Origin of the sequence: Acinetobacter sp. ANC 7912 (assembly GCF_039862785.1) — a bacterium.
GTDB lineage: Bacteria > Pseudomonadota > Gammaproteobacteria > Pseudomonadales > Moraxellaceae > Acinetobacter > Acinetobacter thermotolerans.
This window is the reverse complement of the sequence record NZ_CP156795.1, coordinates 1,338,461-1,356,026: the sequence shown is the minus strand read 5'-3', so window position 1 is coordinate 1,356,026 and position 17,566 is coordinate 1,338,461. Positions and strand designations below refer to the sequence as shown.

General features: G+C 42.3%; 17 protein-coding genes and 1 other RNA gene. 5 read left to right on the top strand and 13 right to left on the bottom strand.

Translation table 11 applies throughout. The features are described from left to right. Positions 1 to 5: 5 nt before the first annotated feature. The 4 genes from ABEF84_RS06650 to ABEF84_RS06635 all read left to right on the top strand — a co-directional run bounded on the left by ABEF84_RS06650 (position 6) and on the right by ABEF84_RS06635 (position 3,016). Complete coding sequence (locus tag ABEF84_RS06650) at positions 6 to 692, top strand: HAD-IA family hydrolase (RefSeq protein WP_034582456.1); 687 nt, start codon at positions 6 to 8, stop codon at positions 690 to 692. Continuing rightward, entirely contained in the window at positions 685 to 1,125 is a 441-nt protein-coding gene (locus tag ABEF84_RS06645; protein ID WP_034582459.1) for an RNA-binding S4 domain-containing protein, read from the top strand. Before ABEF84_RS06650 ends, ABEF84_RS06645 begins: the two co-directional genes overlap by 8 nt. Before the next feature lie 144 nt (positions 1,126 to 1,269). Further along, the gene (gene recA / locus ABEF84_RS06640) at positions 1,270 to 2,313 is read left to right on the top strand and encodes a recombinase RecA (protein WP_034582462.1); all 1,044 of its coding nucleotides are present in this window, start codon (positions 1,270 to 1,272) and stop codon (positions 2,311 to 2,313) included. An 85-nt stretch (positions 2,314 to 2,398) separates the two neighbouring features. Continuing rightward, a complete protein-coding gene (locus tag ABEF84_RS06635; RefSeq protein WP_347453962.1) occupies positions 2,399 to 3,016 on the top strand; it encodes a regulatory protein RecX in 618 nt (205 codons plus the stop codon). A 563-nt stretch (positions 3,017 to 3,579) separates the two neighbouring features. Here the strand turns inward: ABEF84_RS06635 and ffs are convergent. Next, positions 3,580 to 3,676, bottom strand: an RNA gene (ffs, locus tag ABEF84_RS06630) — signal recognition particle sRNA small type. A gap of 290 nt (positions 3,677 to 3,966) precedes the next feature. Between ffs and ABEF84_RS06625 the strand changes: the two genes are divergently transcribed. Beyond that, the gene (locus tag ABEF84_RS06625; RefSeq protein ID WP_347456818.1) at positions 3,967 to 4,788 is read left to right on the top strand and encodes a YbgF trimerization domain-containing protein; all 822 of its coding nucleotides are present in this window, start codon (positions 3,967 to 3,969) and stop codon (positions 4,786 to 4,788) included. A 60-nt stretch (positions 4,789 to 4,848) separates the two neighbouring features. Here ABEF84_RS06625 and lpxA read toward each other — a convergent pair whose 3' ends face one another. From lpxA to rimO, 12 genes are all read right to left on the bottom strand, one after another. Continuing rightward, positions 4,849 to 5,637, bottom strand: a complete 789-nt coding sequence (lpxA, locus tag ABEF84_RS06620) for an acyl-ACP--UDP-N-acetylglucosamine O-acyltransferase (RefSeq protein ID WP_347453959.1) — start codon at positions 5,635 to 5,637, stop codon at positions 4,849 to 4,851. Next, on the bottom strand, positions 5,634 to 6,119 hold the full coding sequence (gene fabZ, locus ABEF84_RS06615) for a 3-hydroxyacyl-ACP dehydratase FabZ (RefSeq protein WP_152598512.1): 486 nt from the start codon (positions 6,117 to 6,119) through the stop codon (positions 5,634 to 5,636). Before fabZ ends, lpxA begins: the two co-directional genes overlap by 4 nt. A 5-nt stretch (positions 6,120 to 6,124) precedes the next feature. Continuing rightward, positions 6,125 to 7,195 (bottom strand): UDP-3-O-(3-hydroxymyristoyl)glucosamine N-acyltransferase, encoded by a 1,071-nt coding sequence (gene lpxD / locus ABEF84_RS06610; RefSeq protein WP_347456846.1) that lies wholly within the window; start codon positions 7,193 to 7,195, stop codon positions 6,125 to 6,127. Between the two features lie 4 nt (positions 7,196 to 7,199). Next, positions 7,200 to 7,697, bottom strand: coding sequence for an OmpH family outer membrane protein (locus ABEF84_RS06605; RefSeq protein ID WP_347454149.1), 498 nt, complete (start codon positions 7,695 to 7,697; stop codon positions 7,200 to 7,202). Between the two features lie 106 nt (positions 7,698 to 7,803). Continuing rightward, on the bottom strand, positions 7,804 to 10,275 hold the full coding sequence (bamA, locus tag ABEF84_RS06600; protein ID WP_404798975.1) for an outer membrane protein assembly factor BamA: 2,472 nt from the start codon (positions 10,273 to 10,275) through the stop codon (positions 7,804 to 7,806). Positions 10,276 to 10,360: 85 nt separating this feature from the next. Then, positions 10,361 to 11,716, bottom strand: coding sequence for an RIP metalloprotease RseP (gene rseP / locus ABEF84_RS06595; RefSeq protein ID WP_347453956.1), 1,356 nt, complete (start codon positions 11,714 to 11,716; stop codon positions 10,361 to 10,363). Between the two features lie 3 nt (positions 11,717 to 11,719). Continuing rightward, positions 11,720 to 12,916 (bottom strand): 1-deoxy-D-xylulose-5-phosphate reductoisomerase, encoded by a 1,197-nt coding sequence (gene ispC / locus ABEF84_RS06590; protein WP_347453955.1) that lies wholly within the window; start codon positions 12,914 to 12,916, stop codon positions 11,720 to 11,722. Continuing rightward, positions 12,917 to 13,741, bottom strand: coding sequence for a phosphatidate cytidylyltransferase (locus ABEF84_RS06585; protein ID WP_347453954.1), 825 nt, complete (start codon positions 13,739 to 13,741; stop codon positions 12,917 to 12,919). It lies immediately after the preceding gene. A 3-nt stretch (positions 13,742 to 13,744) separates the two neighbouring features. After that, positions 13,745 to 14,497 carry a polyprenyl diphosphate synthase gene (gene uppS / locus ABEF84_RS06580; protein WP_347453953.1) on the bottom strand — a complete coding sequence of 251 codons (753 nt, stop codon included), beginning with the start codon at positions 14,495 to 14,497 and terminating at the stop codon, positions 13,745 to 13,747. A gap of 7 nt (positions 14,498 to 14,504) precedes the next feature. Then, on the bottom strand, positions 14,505 to 15,059 hold the full coding sequence (frr, locus tag ABEF84_RS06575) for a ribosome recycling factor (RefSeq protein ID WP_034582478.1): 555 nt from the start codon (positions 15,057 to 15,059) through the stop codon (positions 14,505 to 14,507). A gap of 78 nt (positions 15,060 to 15,137) precedes the next feature. Continuing rightward, positions 15,138 to 15,866, bottom strand: coding sequence for a UMP kinase (pyrH, locus tag ABEF84_RS06570; RefSeq protein ID WP_034582480.1), 729 nt, complete (start codon positions 15,864 to 15,866; stop codon positions 15,138 to 15,140). Between the two features lie 40 nt (positions 15,867 to 15,906). Next, positions 15,907 to 17,250 carry a 30S ribosomal protein S12 methylthiotransferase RimO gene (rimO, locus tag ABEF84_RS06565; protein ID WP_347453952.1) on the bottom strand — a complete coding sequence of 448 codons (1,344 nt, stop codon included), beginning with the start codon at positions 17,248 to 17,250 and terminating at the stop codon, positions 15,907 to 15,909. Positions 17,251 to 17,566 lie beyond the last annotated feature (316 nt).

Genomic DNA, 17,566 nt, shown 5'->3' with positions numbered 1-17,566 from the left:
CTTATATGTCGAATTGTCCAGAAAAACCGCCTGTCATTTTTGATATGGACGGTACCCTACTTGATCTTGCTTATGATGATTTCATCTGGAATGACCTGCTTCCCGTCCGTTATGCTGAAAAGCATGGTTGCAGTCTGGAGCAAAGTCGAGCAACGCTCTATGCGTTCTACCAAGAACATAATCATACTCTAAATTGGTACTCTTCGCGCTTCTGGACATCTAAAGTCGAAGTCGATGTACTTGCTATGCAAATCGAGCATAAAGATAAAGTTGCTTTAAGGCCACAAGCACTCGAGTTACTGGATTATTTAAAAGAAAATGGTTATCCGATCTGGCTGGCAACCAATGCCGACTGTGCAGGTCTTGCCTTTAAATTAGAACATTTAAATCTCAAAGGTTATTTCGATGTGATTGTCAGCTCGGAAACCCTCGGTCATGCCAAAGAATTTATTGAATTTTGGCAAGGTCTTCAGGCACTTCATCCATTCGATCCAGCAGAAGTCTATTTTATTGATGATACAGAAAAAGTCCTGAATGGCGCCAAAGCATACGGGATCCAGAACCTGTTTAGCATCAAGCAGCCTTCTTCCAGTAAAGTTGCCCGTGAGACTTGCAATTACCCGATGCTGGACCAATTAACAGACTTAATCCCTTATTTAAATCAGTCTGAGGTTAAGAAACAATATGCGTAAATCGTCTTTACCCGAAGATGCGGTAGGCATGCGTATAGATAAATGGTTATGGGCGGCACGTTTTTTTAAAACCCGCTCCATTGCCAAAAATGCCATCGAAGGCGGTAAAGTGCATATTGGTGGTGAACGTGTCAAAGTCTCCCGTGAAGTCCGGATTGGGATGGAAATTACCATCCAGCAAGGCATTGACAAAAAGACGGTGATTGTTAAAGAGCTGTCAGATGTGCGTGGTCCTGCGCCTGTGGCACAAAAACTGTATGAAGAAACCGAAGTCAGTATTGCACGTCGGGAGTTGATTGCATCACAGAGAAAACTGCATAATCTTGCACGTCCCGATCATCGACCAAGTAAAAAAGACCGTCGGGATATCAATAGATTTAGAGATGAAAATAGTCAGCAATTTGACCGTTATTGGTCTTATAATGATGATTAAATTCAAGCGTCAGAGTGTGTCGCACATGCACTGACTTTTATAGAATATCAGGGAACATTCTGTCACTATACACCTGTGGAACAAGATCTAATTTAAGACATCCACTTGAGTACTAAAGTTGTGACATCGTATTGAGGTTGTAAGATGGATGAGAATAAAAGCAAGGCGCTGAATGCTGCCTTAAGCCAAATTGAAAAGCAATTTGGTAAAAACACAGTAATGCGTCTTGGTGATAATACCGTTCAGGCGGTTGAAGCTGTATCTACAGGTTCTTTAACGCTGGATATCGCACTCGGTATTGGCGGTTTACCTAAAGGCCGTATTATCGAAATTTATGGTCCTGAATCTTCAGGTAAAACCACAATGACTCTGCAAGCAATTGCACAATGTCAGAAAGCTGGTGGTACCTGTGCATTCATCGATGCCGAACATGCGCTTGATCCTCAATATGCACGTAAACTCGGTGTAGATATCGACAACTTGTTGGTTTCCCAGCCAGACCATGGTGAACAGGCACTGGAAATCGCCGACATGTTGGTACGTTCAGGTGCGATTGATCTGATCGTTGTCGACTCTGTTGCTGCATTGACTCCTCGTGCCGAAATCGAAGGTGAAATGGGCGACTCGCACATGGGTCTGCAAGCGCGTTTGATGAGCCAGGCGCTGCGTAAAATTACCGGTAATGCCAAACGTTCTAACTGTATGGTGATCTTCATTAACCAGATCCGTATGAAGATTGGTGTGATGTTCGGTAGCCCGGAAACCACAACTGGTGGTAATGCACTGAAATTTTACGCTTCTGTACGTCTAGACATCCGTCGTATCGGTCAGGTAAAAGAAGGCGACGAAATCATTGGTTCAGAAACTAAAGTTAAAGTCGTGAAAAACAAAATGGCACCTCCGTTCAAGGAAGCACTGTTCCAGATCCTTTATGGCAAAGGTGTCAACCATCTCGGTGAATTGATTGATCTTGCTGTACAACAAGAGATCGTTCAAAAAGCGGGTGCTTGGTATTCATATCAAGGTGACAAGATTGGTCAAGGTAAGAACAATACCATTCGCTACCTCGAAGAGAATCCTGAACTTGCTCAAACCATTGAGAAACTGATTCGTGAACAGCTTCTGACTACTGGTAATGTAGTGGAAGACAAAGACGAAGAAGAACCAGCCGACTTTCTGGATGCATAATCCTTAAACGTCATCACAGATCGCCCTACGGGGCGTTTTGTTATTATGGCTATGTGTAAATGAAATATTGAAAACTGGATCAATCATGTCAGACGCAAAGTTTAGCAAACTCCTGGATTATGAAACCATCAAGCAGCAATTTGGTAATGCTGAAGATGAATCACAACCAGCAGTTTCTGTACAAGCAGATGCTCTACCTGAATTTGATTCTGAAGAAAGCCTGTTTGGTGGAAATCGAAAAGAAGAACGCAAACCTGGCTTAACTGGCTCTCGCCTACGTTCCTATGCTTTTGCCGTTCTGACCCGCAAGGAATACTCCAAAGCCGAGTTGATTGAAAAACTCTGCCTTTATGCCGAAAATCGGGATGAAGTTGTAACTCTTGTTGATGAGCTATCTCGTGAAAATTATCAAAGTGACCAACGAGTGGCTGAAACACTTCTTTCCAGCCAGAAACGTAAAGGCAAAGGTCCAAATCAGATTAAAATGAAGCTGAAAAGTAAAAAGATTGATAGTAGCCTGATCAGTGAAGAACTGAAGGAAACTGACTGGGTACAACAGGCTTATGAGCTGAAAGTAAAAAAATATGGCACTGAAGTTACTAAAGATCCAAAACTAAAAGCCAAGCAGATTCGTTTTTTGATGTATCGCGGTTTTGAAATGGATGCGATTATAAAGGCGATTAGCCGTAAAGTTGAGGATTAATAGCTATCTATATTTGACTTAATAATCTACTAAGTTTTCATTTTAAGTATTACTCATGACATGGTAGTCAGTTTTATCAATAAAAGATTTTTCAAATTAGCTCAATCAATGTGGAGCATAAGGATAGTTCGCAAATAAAAAGGCACGAAGTTCATCGTAACAATCTAAATATTCATACAGTTTAAATTGAGGTCTATCCCGCCCTTTCAGATAAAGATTGATATGCATGAAACCATTCACAGTACGCTCATTAATCTTTTCAATTTGCGATAGTGGTATGACCGTAGTTTTAAACCCATGTATGATTAAACTATTTTCCTCTAACTCTATTCGATAATGCCATAATCGAAGCACATACAAAAAAGAGAAAACGCAAATTACCGCACACAATGCAATAATAAAAATTTGAATGTTTGGTGTAGGAAACTGAATGAGTAATAAGGTAGTTAAAACAGACAGAAATATAACACCCACATAGAAAATACTACGTGTGATTTTGAAATATAAAGTGATGAAACTAGTAAAAGGATAGTACATAGTTTTTATTATAATAATGGTGGCAACCCTACCAGCAAAGCTTCGGCACATCGCAGATCTACTACCGTTGCTACCTTCCGGTCCTGGCGGGGTTCATAGAGTACAATTGCGAAGTAACCGGCAGGGCTACCATTGCAAGAAAAGAGTATAGAGATTTTTATTAAACTTGCAAGCCGAAAAACCTAAAATTCTAGGCTTGGCTATCCATTTGATTATTTTAAAAACAATGTAGGATTCTTTAAGGATTTTCTGTAAATGCGGGATACAAAATTTCCAGTCAAAACTCCGCCAAACTTTGTAAATGCATGTTGCAATTCCCGTGAAGGACGTTTTAAATGTGAAACATTATATTAAATAATTTATTTGATTAGTCGTCTTGATCAGCGGTTAACTCAATACAACATGGAAAATGGATGATGTTGAAAAAGCATATCTTGTGCGCCTTGAGCATGCTCTGTACTACCCCACTCTTTGCCAATGTTCCGATCGAATCACGCGGCCTGAGCCAAGGCAGTAGCAATCCAGCACTTGCATCTACTCCGCCAGCCCTCCCATCTGGTGCAGACGTGCCCGTGCAAACCAATATGAGCTGGCAATTGCTACAAAAAAACCAGCAACTGGAAAATGACATTCGTAGTTTACGTGGCAAGATTGAAGAACAGGATAACGAAATCCAGACCCTGAAAAATGAACTGGCCAACCGCTATGCCGATCTGGACCAACGTCTGGAATTACTGCAACAAAAAGTTGATCCGCAAGAAACTGAAGCAACTGAGCAGGATAATCAACAGGATACTGCACCCAGTTCAGGGTCAGGCAACGGCAAGCTAAGCCAAAATACACAAACTTCTGCATCTTCTGCTCAACCGACTGAAGCAGAAAAGGCAGCCTATACGGTTGCCTTAGATGCGTATAAAAATGGCGGGGCAGCCAAAGCCATTGCACCAATGCAAAACTTCATTAAACACAATCCAAACAGTGTTTATATCAGCAATGCTCATTTCTGGTTAGCTGAGTTTAATCTTTCGATTGATCCACCTAATTTCAATGAAGCAAAAAAAAACTATGGAATTGTAGCTGATCAATATCCCAACTCGGCCAAAGCTGCACGGGCGCTATATCAGCTTTATAATTTGAGCCAGGAAGTCGAAAAGAATTCAACTTTGGCAGCACAGTACAAATCTCGCTTACTCAAGAACTACCCACAATCTGAAGAAGCCAAATTCTTTAAATAAAATATTTCAGATATAAAAAAGACACCTCATTGGGTGTCTTTTTTTATTACGGGCAATTTATTAACGCACAATACCGCGTTTCGACTGTTCCAGAGAATCAATCAGCAACTGAGCTTCAGCCACTTCTGGTAAAATCTCGTTACGGATTTTTTCAATCGCTTCCTGCGTGGTCAAACCGGCTTTATAAATCAGCTTGAATGCTTCGCGCAGACCATTGATCACATTTTTTGACCAGCCTTTACGACGCATGCCTTCTACATTCATGGCAAATGCATGTGCTGGATTACCTGAAACCATCACGTAAGCAGGAACATCTTTCAGAATCAGGGATGCACCCCCGATCATGCTATAAGAATCAATCTTACAGAACTGGTGGATACCTGAGTTACCACCAACAACCACATAATTGCCGACATGCACGTGACCTGCTACACCGACGTTATTGGCAAAGATATTGTGATCACCGACCATACAGTCATGCGCAATATGCGTATTCACCATGAGCAGGTTATGACTACCAATCTTGGTAAGGCCATGATCCTGAACCGTACCGCGGTGCAGACTGCAATGTTCACGAATCTTGTTATAGTCGCCAATTTCCAGCCAGGTTTCTTCACCCGCATATTTCAGGTCTTGACAGACTTCACCAACACTCGCGAACTGGAAAATCTCATTATGCTCGCCAATGCGTGTATAACCACCTACCACAACATGCGAATGCAATTTAGTACCAGCACCAATCGTGACATTTGGCCCAATGATACAATAAGGACCAATCTGTACATCTGGTGCGATCACTGCAGATGCATCAATGATGGCTGTTGGATGAATTAGGGGATTATTACTCATGCCTGCTCGACTTTCAGATGGGAAATCATGATTTCCGCGGTTGTTGCGACTACGCCATCCACTGTGGCTATACAATTATATTTGTAAATGCCACGCTTTTGCATCACTAATTCAGATTTAAGCACCAATTGGTCGCCAGCAACCACCTGTTTTTTAAATCGAACCTTCTCTGCACCAGCAAAAAGGAACAAAGAGCCCTCTTTCGGAGTCTCATTGTTCATGACAAAACCAAGGATACCAGAGACCTGTGCTAATGCCTCAACAATCAGCACGCCTGGCATGATCGGGTAATTCGGGAAATGGCCCTGCAAAAACTCTTCATTAATTGAGACGTTTTTATAACCTACGATGCCATTATCAGTGATATCTACAACTCGATCCACCAACAAGAATGGATAACGGTGAGGCAAATATTCACGAATCGTTTGAATATTCATTGGCAATTCAGGCTTCGTGAATGTAGGCATATTCGATTCTGTCATCATAATTATTTACGCAACTTAAATGTTGATTCAATGGACTCAATTTGAGATTGCATATGATCAAGGCGTTTCATTACCTGGGTCAATGGCACATCTGCTAATTGTCTCAAGCGAACAACCGTGCGTTTCCATTGTTGATTTGGCAATAAACCCATACCTGAAGAATAGGTCCCTGGCTCTGTAATGTTATTTGTCACCATTGACATTCCGGTCAATGTTACATTATCAGTGATATGTAGATGCCCTGCCACACCACAAGCACCTGCAAGGATACAGTTTTTGCCAATCGTAGTACTACCTGCAATACCACAGGTAGCAGCAATGGCAGTATTTTCACCAATATGAACGTTATGCGCGATTTGCACAAGATTATCAATAATGACACCATTTTCTAAAATTGTGTCATCGAGTGCGCCACGGTCAATACTACAGTTTGAACCGATACGTACATCATCACCAATACGAACGGAACCTAATTGAGCAATACGGTTCCATTTCCCTTGATAAGGTGCAAAGCCAAAACCTTCACTACCGACCACAGTATTAGCATGGATCCGTACACGATCACCCACTTTGGTTTCACCTGTTAGCGTGACATGCGCATCGATAAAGCAGTCTTTACCAATTTCGACACCATCATCAATTTGAGCATGTGAATTGATAATGGTATTGGAACCCACCACACAGTTCTCACCAATCACGACATAGTGACCAATGTAGGCATCTTCTGCGATAACTGCTGAAGGATGAATCTGAGCCGTGCTTTCGATCCCGCGCTGAGTTTGCTTTTTCTCAAAGACATGAGTCAGGATAGCAAAAGCCAGATAAGGATTTGCGACGACAATAAAATTCTGATGTGAACTTAGCTGTGCTTTTAGTTCAGCGGTGACAATCAGTGCACCGGCCTGACTGTTTTGTGCTTGTTCCAGATATTTATCTACATTGACAAATGCCAGATCTTGAGAAGTTGCATGTTCAAGACTCGCCAAGCCTCTTAACTGCAAATCTGCCTGACCTACACACTCGCCTTGAACCAGACGAGCAAGGTCAGCTAATTGAAACTGTTGATGATTCATTGAATTATTTAATTGCATTAACCTTTTGAATCATTTTATCAGTTAAATCATACTTAGCGTCATAGGCAAGTGCGCTATTTTTATTCAAAACCGCATCCAACTTGTTCTCTTGACGTAATTGCTCAGCAACTTGTTTGATACGGCTATCAAAAACTGAACGAATCTGTTGGATTGAATTTTGTGCACTGCTTTGAACAGACTGTTGCAACTGTTCCAGTTCCTTGAATTTAGCTTGATACTGATCGCTCAGTTTTTTCTTGTCCGCTTCACTCATTTTAGGATTGGCTTGAGCACGTTGTTGAATCGCTTGCAACTCCTGATTCAGCTGTTCAAGCTTGGTGCTTTGCGGTTTGATCTTTTGCTGAAAAGCAGTATTTTGCTGTTTGAGATAGGTACTGTTTTCTACAACGCGTTCTAAATCGATCACACCAATACCTGCAGCCTGCGTCATTGAGGTCAAACTTGCTGCAGCAATACCTGCAACCATCATCATTTTTTTCATCATTAATTCTCTATTAAATTAAAAGGCTATCTATAAAAATGGCCTTGCAAATAACATTGAATTGTCATTTTACAAGGCCAGAAAATATCAAATGTATTCAATACTATTAGAAAGTACGACCAATCTCAAACTGGATATTCTTGGTATCATCACCATCTTTTTCATTCAATGGGTATGCATAACTCAATGATAATGGACCAATCATGGTAATCCAGGTAAAGCCAGCACCTACGCTATAACGCATATTACCTAAATCAAAGCCAAAGTTGTCTTTACAATATTTCTTGGCATTAATTGCATCACCGTTTTTATCGTAAACATCACCATTTGGAACATCACAGTTTGTATCAAAAACTTGTGCACCTTCAGCAAATAGCACTGGACGGACCTGACGCGCCCAATCTCCTTTAAATGGTACTGGGAGTGCCAATTCAGCACCAAACTGTACTAAAGCATTACCACCCACTTCTTCAGGATCGTAATCATAATTACGATTGTTATTCGATATCACACTCGGGTATTTTGGCCCGAGTGTACTGTTTTCATAACCACGTACTGAACCAAAGCCACCTGCATAGAAGTTTTTATAGAATGGAAGGTCATTACCATAACCCAACTTACCATAACCACGAGCCACGAAATTCTTGCCTAATGGGAAGTAAACATTTGCATCATAAGTGACTTTCTGATATTCAACATCACTTCCCGGTAAAGCAATTTCACCATTCACACGATGCGAGATACCGGTAGTAGGAAATATTGGACGGTTTAAGGTGTTATATGACCATCCCAAATTTAAGTTATAAGTTAAGAAATCACCCTCAAATGCATTTGGTACATCTGGAATAATTTCACCCTCACATTCTAAACCAATTGGAGTACCTTTATCGTCGTAAATAGTCTTGTACGTTCCTAAACATACATCTCCACGTGCCGTATCTTTACCACCATTCGCTAACAAATAATCACGCACATAGGTAGAAACATAAGGTCCTGTAGTTACTTCTGTCTGATCAATATTTAAACCAAAACTCAAACTCTGATTTTCATCAATTGGATAACCGAAGCTAATACCTCCACCTAAGCTATCTGTAACATAGTTATTAACGTTATAGTCATCATCTAACTTGGTTTTACGGTAGTACAGATTATAACCTCGACGAACACCATCAATGGTGAAGTATGGATCAGTTACACTTAGGTTATAATAGTCTTGAGTTTCAGAACGTGACAGATCAATCGAAACGCTGTTACCTGTACCCAAAAAATTCGTCTGGCTTAGCCCGGCTTGGAAAGTTACACCACCACTTTGCGAGAAACCGACTGCTAAGGTACTAGTCCCTGAATGTTGCTCTTCAACTTTTACATCCAGATCAATCTGGTCTGGTGAACCAGGAATACGCACTGGCTTAATATCTACGGTTTTAAAGAAACCGGTACGCTCCAGACGGACTTTAGACAAGTCAATTTTTTCATTGCTTGCCAGCGCACTTTCCATTTGGCGCATTTCACGACGTAACACTTCATCAGCGGTTTTGCTATTACCACTGAAGTTAATACGACGCACAGTCACCTGTTGACCGGGATTGATATAATAGTTAAGGTCAACTAACTTGGTTTCTTTATTAATCTCAGGGACAATATTCACTTCAGCAAAGTAATAGCCTGCATTACCATATTTACGCAGTAACAATTGCTTAACAGCATTTACCTTTTCTTGTGAATAGATTTCACCATTTTTATAGAGCTGCAGAGTTTTCAGTTCATCAGTCGAATATAGTGCATCACCCAAGAATTTGGTTTCACCGAACTTGAACTGTTCACCTTCATCTACAGATACTTCAATAAAAACATGCTTTTTATCTTCGCTCAGGTTTAAGCTTGAATTATTGATATTAAAGTTGATATAGCCACGGTTCAGATACATCGCACGCAGTGATTCAAGACTCGCCGCCATTTTCTCACGTGCATAGCGGTCGTTACGCGAAATTACCGAGTTCCAGGAGCTTTCCTTGATTGCAAAAGCCTGTTTAATCTCATCTTCTTTAAAAACCGTATTGCCAATGATATTGATATCAAAGACTTTGGCTGCTTTACCTTCAACAAACTCGATTAGCAGATCAACACGGTTGTTTGGCTTTGCTGTGGTTTTTACTGTCACATCTGCATCATAACGACCTTGCTGCATATATTGCTGTTCAAGCTCGGTTTCAACTGTTTGTAATGCAGATTTTTTCAGAACTTCACCTTCAGCAAGTCCCATTTTTTTCAAGCCTTCTTCCAAAGCTTCTTTCGGGATTAGCTTATTGCCTTTCAGTTCGATCTTGGAAATGACCGGACGTTCAACTACCTGAAACACCAGTGTATTACCGACCTGAGTAGCTTTTATATCATCGAACAAGCCTGAAGCATACAGACTGCGGATCGCATTCGCGATGATCGGATCATTAACCCGATCACCACTATTGATTGGCACTAAGCCAGACACATTTTCAGGAGTTAGGCGGACCAATCCATCAAATTTTATATCTTCTACTGTGAATTCATCTGCTGCATATGCTTGTTGTGCAACTGCCATAGCACTAACGAGTGCCAAAGGCATAAATAAATGTGTGTGCTGCATGCCAGTCTTTTCCGCTTGTTAATTTATTCCATCTACGTTGTTATAAACGCATAAAATCATTAAATAGAGCCAGTAGCATCATACTACCCAGCAATACCATACCAATTTTTAAGCCAACCAATTGTATTTGTTCAGAAACAGGTTTACCACGCAATAATTCAATAAAATAGTAAACCAAATGTCCGCCATCAAGCATTGGAATCGGCAGTAAATTCAATATCCCTAAACTTACACTCATTAGTGCCATAAAGGAAATAAAAGTTTGCCAACCCATTTCTGCACTTTGGCCCGCTACTTTCGCGATCGTGATCGGACCAGATAAATTATCCAGACCAATCAGACCACGTACCATTTTCACGATCGAGTTCAGGATCATGGACGACAGCTGTGCCGTCTTGTCAAAGGCCATCACCAATGCTTCGGTCGGACTGTATTGAATCGTTTGTTTATATTCTGCAGGAATGGTGATTTTACCTGGGTCGCTTTGTACACCCAGCATACCAGTCACATTCCCCATATTGTCGCGTTTTGCCTGCGGCATCACCTGTAAGTGCACCACCTGACCATTACGTAATACGTCAATTTTCAGTAATTTTTCTGGAGATACCTGTACCACCTGTACCACATCGTACCAGTTCTGCATTGACTTACCGTCAATGGCAACAATCTTGTCACCTTCTTTCATCCCTTGACGAATAGCTGCGCCATCTTCACTGAGTTTGGATACTACTGCCGGAATCTCAGGACGATATGGGATGAAGCCTAATACATCGAGTGGAGATTGTGATTGATCTTTCAGGAAGTTCTGAATCGGCAGATTAAAGTTTTTGACCTGTCCATCACGCTCAGCCTGAATTGTAATCTGCCCAGTTTCACCGACACGGTCGACCAGTGCATAGTTCAGTTTTTCCCACGTGCTGACTTGTGTTCCATCCACCGCAACAATTTTGTCACCTTGCTGCATTTGTACCGTAGCAGCAGGCGTATTTGGCAGGACTTGACCAACACGGGTATTTAATTGCTCTTGAGCCGGCAGAAACAGAATCCAGAACAGGATCACTGCAAAGAAAAGATTGATCAGTGGGCCAGCAGCGACAATGGCAATACGCTTCCATGGATGCTGACGGTTAAATGCTTTCAGCAAATCTTGCTCAGGGACATTACCTTCACGCTCATCCAGCATTTTCACATAGCCACCAAATGGCAAAGCGGATAACTGGTAATTGATCCCGGATTTTTTCGACGTCCATTTTAATACGGTTGGGCCAAAGCCAATCGAGTAAACCAGCACCTTCACGCCCAGTTTACGCGCTACAAAGTAGTGTCCAAATTCATGAATCGCAATGAGCGGACCCAATAACAGTATTGCAGCTGCGATAATAAACAAGGCGTTCATGGATTAACTTCCTTTATTTACAACAAATTGACGTGCAATATCACGCGCCTGCTGGTCAGCCTGAAGAATCACATCCAGCTGATCTGCTGTCTGATTGTCCATCGAATTTAGCGTATGTTCAACCACCTGAGGAATTTGAGTGAAAGCAATTTTTTCATTTAGAAAAGCTGCCACGGCAATTTCATTGGCTGCGTTCAAAATCGCGGGTGCAATTCCGCCTTGCTGCATGGCCTGACGGGCTAGTTTCAGTGCAGGAAAACGCTGAGTATCCGGTTGCTGAAAATTCAATTGAGAGTGGATAAACATATCCAGTGGTGCAACATGCGTGCTAATCCGCTCCGGCCAAGCCAACGCATGTGCAATCGGCGTACACATATCCGGATTACCCATTTGTGCCAAAGTTGAACCATCTACATATTGAACCATGGAGTGAATAATACTCTGTGGATGCACCACCACTGTAACAAATTGTTCTTTTACCGCAAATAAATGACAGGCTTCAATGAGTTCCAAGCCTTTGTTCATCAAAGTCGCCGAATCAACTGAGATCTTTTGACCCATGGACCAGTTCGGATGTTTACAAGCTTGGGCTGGTGTCACCATTTTAAGCTGTTCAAGCGTATGGTTCAGAAATGGCCCACCAGAGGCAGTCAGTAGAATCTGCTGTACGCCCAGTTTTGGTTTTCCATTACGTTCAGCTTCGAAATAATTGGCTGGTAAACACTGAAAAATAGCATTGTGCTCGGAATCCACTGGAAGCAATAAAGCACCATGGTCACGGGCGGCTTGCATCATGATGTCACCCGACATTACCAAAGCTTCTTTATTAGCTAGCAGCACACGCTTACCCGCTTTTACAGCAGCTAACGTCGGCAACAAGCCTGCTGCACCAACAATCGCAGCCATCACTACATCCACTTCTGGATGTTCAGCAACCGCAATCAGCCCAGCTTCATCCTGCAGGATTTCAATTTCAGATAATTGATGCTGTTTAAGTAATTGTGCCAGCTCATCCACTCTGGACGCTGGCACCACAGCAACTTTCGGTCGGAACTTCTTGCATATCTCAACCAGTTCCGCAATGCGGCTTTGGGCAGTCACAGCAAATACGCTGTAGGCTTCAGGATGTCGCTGCAGGATCTTTAAAGTACTTTGACCAATGGAACCTGTAGCACCCAATATACAAACAGCTTGTGACATCTATAAATCTACGCCAATTAATTTTAAAACATACATGCCAGCAGCAAAGATCGGTGCTGCAGCGAGGAGAGAATCAATTCGGTCCAATACACCACCATGACCTGGCAGAATACGACCCGAATCTTTAATGCCTGCGCGACGTTTGATCATGGATTCAAACAGATCGCCCAAGACAGAACTAAATACGGTTAATACTGACAAAATCAGAAACAAAATCAGCTCTGGAATACTGATATCCAGGTAAAGTAATGCCACTGTAATGACAATCAACATCGAAGTCAGGATACCCCCATACAAACCTTCAACTGATTTGTTTGGGCTGACACTTGGTGCCAGTTTTTTCTTGCCAAATTTACGACCAACAAAATAAGCACCGCTATCTGCGCCCCAAACCAACAGGAACAAGTACATCAGCCACCAAGGTGAACTATCCCAGACTGAATAGATAGCTGTGACGGCAGCAGAAATCAGGATGACGCCGATTCCATACAAGCTTGGATTGTACCAGCCATCATATTCTGGATAGGATTTGACCCAGTAAATACTTAAAATCCAGGTCAGAATCGATGCAATCCAGAGCAGCATCGACATATCATTAAAATGAAGTGCAAGTGCTGAAAGAACTGCGGTGAGCAAGCCATAACCCCATGCAACTGGCTTGAGCACTTTTCTTCCCTGGCGTGGCATGAGCTTGAACCACTCATAACCGGCAACGCCTGCAGCGACAACCATCAACACAAACATTGGGTAATAAGATGTGGTGGCAAACATACAACTCAGTACAACAGCCACCAATACCAATGCGGTTATAATCCGCTCTAACATGTATTAATTCTCAAGTTTCTCTTGCTGAATCTGTTCTGAAGTTTTGCCAAAACGGCGTTCGCGCCCACCAAAGACCGCAAAGGCATCATCCAGCTCTTCAATGGTAAATTCTGGCCATAAGGTATCAGTGAAATACAGTTCCGCATATGCTGCCTGCCACAACAGGAAATTGGATAAACGGAAATCACCACCGGTACGAATCAACAGATCCACAGGGGGTAAATCACTCAGACTTACATATTGACCAAAAACTTCAGTATCAATTGCATCAAGTTCTAATTTATTTGTTAAAACATCCGCGGCAATGCGTTTCGCAGCCTGCGCCATGTCCCACATACCGCCGTAACTCACGGCAATGGTCAGGGTCATGCTATCGAACTTAGCAGTCCTTTCCTCAGCTTGCAACATTAAAGCTTGCAGTTCAGGAGATAAACGGCTGCGATCGCCGATAAAGCGTAAGGCAATATTGAATTTTTCCATGCGCGGCAACTGTTCATGAATTGTGTCTTCAAGCAATTTCATGAGTAGGTCCACTTCATACTGTGGACGGTTCCAGTTTTCACTCGAAAATGCGAATACAGTTAAGGCCTGAATATTTCTTTTTCTACAGTGTTCGACAATCGGATCAAGGACAGTTTTCCCTTCACGGTGTCCTTCACCTTTTTGCATCTGATTTTTTTTGGCAAAACGGTTGTTGCCATCCATGATGATGGCAACATGTCTTGGAAGACGGGTACTTTCTTCAGGATGGGTCATTGATGAATTAGACCTTCATCAATTCAGCTTCTTTTGCAGCCAGACGTTTGTCCACTTCTGCAACATATTTATCGGTAATTTTCTGGATTTCATCAGATGCACGACGCTCTTCATCTTCAGAAATTTCTTTTTCTTTCAATAGAGCTTTGATGTCACCCAACACATCACGGCGAATGTTACGAATCGCAACTTTAGCATTTTCAGCTTCATTACGCGCAATTTTCTGCATGTCACGACGGGTTTCTTCTGTCAGTGCTGCCATTGGTACACGAATCGCGTCAGCCGTAATTGGGTTCAAGCCTAGATCAGATTCACGGATCGCTTTGTCAATTGCTGCAACCATTGTACGTTCGAATGGTTGAACCAGTAATGTACGCGAATCTTCAACACCAATGTTAGCAACCTGGTTCAATGGCACATCTGAGCCATAGTAAGGAACCATAACACCGTTCAGAATGGATGGATGTGCACGTCCAGTACGAACTTTTGCAAAACCATGTTCCAACGAGTCAAGTGACTTGTTCATACGGTCTTCTGCGTCTTTTTTAAGATCGTTAATCATATGATCTTCCTTACTTAATTCTAAAAAATGTAAAAGCTAAATCGGGAACTAGTATAAAGGGCTTCGAGCCTCACGTCATTAATTGGTGACGTGAGTACCCTCATTTTCACCCATCACAACGGACAATAAAGCACCAGACTTATTCATATCGAATACTTGCAGCGGTACGTTGTGGTCACGGCACAGACAGATTGCTGTTAAATCCATCACCCCTAGTTTTTCATCCAGCACCTGATCAAATGTCAATGAATCGTATTTCACTGCATCTTCGTATTTGCTTGGATCTTTGTTATAAACGCCATCAACCTTAGTCGCTTTCAGGATCAGATTCGCTTCGATTTCAATACCACGCAGGCAAGCTGCTGTATCCGTAGTAAAGAACGGGTTACCAGTACCGGCAACGAATACACACACTTCACCACGAGTCAGGTGACGGATCGCATCACGGCTAGAGTATGATTCTACAACAGTGCCGATTGGCAGCGCTGACAGCAAACGTGTCTTGATATTACGGCGTACCAGTGCATCACGTAGCGCCAGACCGTTCATCACAGTTGCTAGCATACCCATCTGATCACCGGTTACACGACCAACCAGACCGTCTTTTTGCAACTGGCTTCCTCGATACAGGTTACCGCCACCCACAACAATACCCACTTGTACACCTAGGCCAACCAGGTGAGCAATTGATAGAGACATCTGGTCCAGGATTTGGGCATCAATACCCATATCCTTGTTGCCTGCAAGTGCTTCGCCTGAAAGTTTCAGCAAAATACGGCCAAAACGCGGCTTTTTAGAATCCAACATCATCAAACTCCAAATTATTTCATTTAATTTTATCTAAGTATTAAGCTGATTTAATCGAAATCAGTTTTGCAAACAGGTCATATTCGTCTGCATCTGTAATTTCGACTTCAAGCAAATCACCTGCTTTGATCAGGCTCTTATCAATATCTTCAACAAATACATTACCATCAATTTCAGGTGCATCTGCATAAGAACGTGCCACAGCAACCGGGAATTCTTCTTCCAGATCATCTACTAGTACTGTCATTTTCTGGCCAATGCGTTTTTGCAGTTTGGCTGCTGAAATGGCTTGTTGTACCTGCATGAAACGTTCATAACGCTCCTGCTTCACTTCTTCAGGCACGTGATCTGGCAAGTCGTTCGCTGCTGCACCTTCAACTGGGGAATAAGTAAAGCAACCTACACGATCCAGCTGTGCTTCTTGTAGCCAGTCTAACAGCATCTGGAAGTCTTCTTCGGTTTCACCCGGGAAGCCCACTACAAATGTAGAACGAATGACCAGCTCAGGGCATTTCTCACGCCATACTTTTAAACGCTCCAGTGTATTTTCACTGTGTGCTGGACGTTTCATCAGCTTCAGAATTTTCGGGCTGGCGTGCTGGAATGGAATATCCAGATAAGGCAGGATTTTGCCTTGTGCCATCAGATCTATCACTGCATCCACGTGTGGATATGGGTAAACATAATGCAGACGCACCCAGATACCGAGTTGACCGAGTGCTTCACACATATCATAGAATTTGGTTTTAACCGGCTGACCGTTCCAGAAATCCAGCTTGTACTTGGTATCCACACCGTAAGCAGAAGTATCTTGAGAGATCACGAGTACTTCTTTGACGCCCGCACGTTTTAATGCAGCCGCTTCTTCCAGCACGGAACCGACCGGACGGGATACCAGATCACCACGCATGCTTGGAATAATACAGAATGTGCAACGATGGTTGCAGCCTTCCGAAATTTTCAGGTAAGCATAGTGTTTTGGAGTAAGACGAATGCCTTGCTCAGGTACTAGGTCAATAAATGGATTGTGTTTTGGTGGTTCAGGAACATATTCATGCACCGCATCCATCACTTCTTCATATGCCGCAGCACCGGTCACTTTCAGGACATTCGGGTGCATCTGGCGAATCTTATCTTCATCTTTACCGAGACAGCCAGTAACAATCACGCGACCATTCGCGCTCATCGCTTCACCAATGGCGTCTAAAGACTCTTGTACTGCAGATTCAATAAAACCACAGGTATTAACTACTACTAAATCCGCGCCATCATAATCTGATGCCACATCATAACCTTCAGTTTTTAACTGAGTAAGAATTCGCTCGGAATCAACCAATGCCTTAGGACAACCTAAAGAAACAAAACCGACTTTGGGGGATTTCATGAATCTGCGCTCCACTAGAATGCGCGTATTGTATGTCTTTTCGCAGCATAAAAACAGTTGAAATGGCGACTGTTTGCGTCAAGCACCAAAATAAAGCCATAAAATATTCAATATAATTATGAGTGCACCAAATTAGAACAATTCTGCTTTACAGGTCAATTTAACTCGGCTATATCATTAATAAAACCGGTATCCTCATAACTACTCTCCCGATTCCCTGCAATATTTTAGGGAAATTTTCAAAAGTTGGCGTGCATTTTGCTTAATGTGCATCAAATGAGAACTTAAGATTTTGTTTTTTGCTTTATGAAGATGC

What these genes read in the sequence shown, in the direction of transcription:
- ABEF84_RS06650 (WP_034582456.1), top strand. Translation starts at nt 6, where the DNA reads ATGTCGAATTGTCCAGAAAAACCGCCTGTCATTTTTGATATGGACGGT.
- ABEF84_RS06645 (WP_034582459.1), top strand. Translation starts at nt 685, where the DNA reads ATGCGTAAATCGTCTTTACCCGAAGATGCGGTAGGCATGCGTATAGAT.
- recA (WP_034582462.1), top strand. Translation starts at nt 1,270, where the DNA reads ATGGATGAGAATAAAAGCAAGGCGCTGAATGCTGCCTTAAGCCAAATT.
- ABEF84_RS06635 (WP_347453962.1), top strand. Translation starts at nt 2,399, where the DNA reads ATGTCAGACGCAAAGTTTAGCAAACTCCTGGATTATGAAACCATCAAG.
- ABEF84_RS06625 (WP_347456818.1), top strand. Translation starts at nt 3,967, where the DNA reads ATGATGTTGAAAAAGCATATCTTGTGCGCCTTGAGCATGCTCTGTACT.
- lpxA (WP_347453959.1), bottom strand. Translation starts at nt 5,637, where the DNA reads ATGAGTAATAATCCCCTAATTCATCCAACAGCCATCATTGATGCATCT.
- fabZ (WP_152598512.1), bottom strand. Translation starts at nt 6,119, where the DNA reads ATGACAGAATCGAATATGCCTACATTCACGAAGCCTGAATTGCCAATG.
- lpxD (WP_347456846.1), bottom strand. Translation starts at nt 7,195, where the DNA reads ATGAATCATCAACAGTTTCAATTAGCTGACCTTGCTCGTCTGGTTCAA.
- ABEF84_RS06605 (WP_347454149.1), bottom strand. Translation starts at nt 7,697, where the DNA reads ATGAAAAAAATGATGATGGTTGCAGGTATTGCTGCAGCAAGTTTGACC.
- bamA (WP_404798975.1), bottom strand. Translation starts at nt 10,275, where the DNA reads ATGGCAGTTGCACAACAAGCATATGCAGCAGATGAATTCACAGTAGAA.
- rseP (WP_347453956.1), bottom strand. Translation starts at nt 11,716, where the DNA reads ATGAACGCCTTGTTTATTATCGCAGCTGCAATACTGTTATTGGGTCCG.
- ispC (WP_347453955.1), bottom strand. Translation starts at nt 12,916, where the DNA reads ATGTCACAAGCTGTTTGTATATTGGGTGCTACAGGTTCCATTGGTCAA.
- ABEF84_RS06585 (WP_347453954.1), bottom strand. Translation starts at nt 13,741, where the DNA reads ATGTTAGAGCGGATTATAACCGCATTGGTATTGGTGGCTGTTGTACTG.
- uppS (WP_347453953.1), bottom strand. Translation starts at nt 14,497, where the DNA reads ATGACCCATCCTGAAGAAAGTACCCGTCTTCCAAGACATGTTGCCATC.
- frr (WP_034582478.1), bottom strand. Translation starts at nt 15,059, where the DNA reads ATGATTAACGATCTTAAAAAAGACGCAGAAGACCGTATGAACAAGTCA.
- pyrH (WP_034582480.1), bottom strand. Translation starts at nt 15,866, where the DNA reads ATGTTGGATTCTAAAAAGCCGCGTTTTGGCCGTATTTTGCTGAAACTT.
- rimO (WP_347453952.1), bottom strand. Translation starts at nt 17,250, where the DNA reads ATGAAATCCCCCAAAGTCGGTTTTGTTTCTTTAGGTTGTCCTAAGGCA.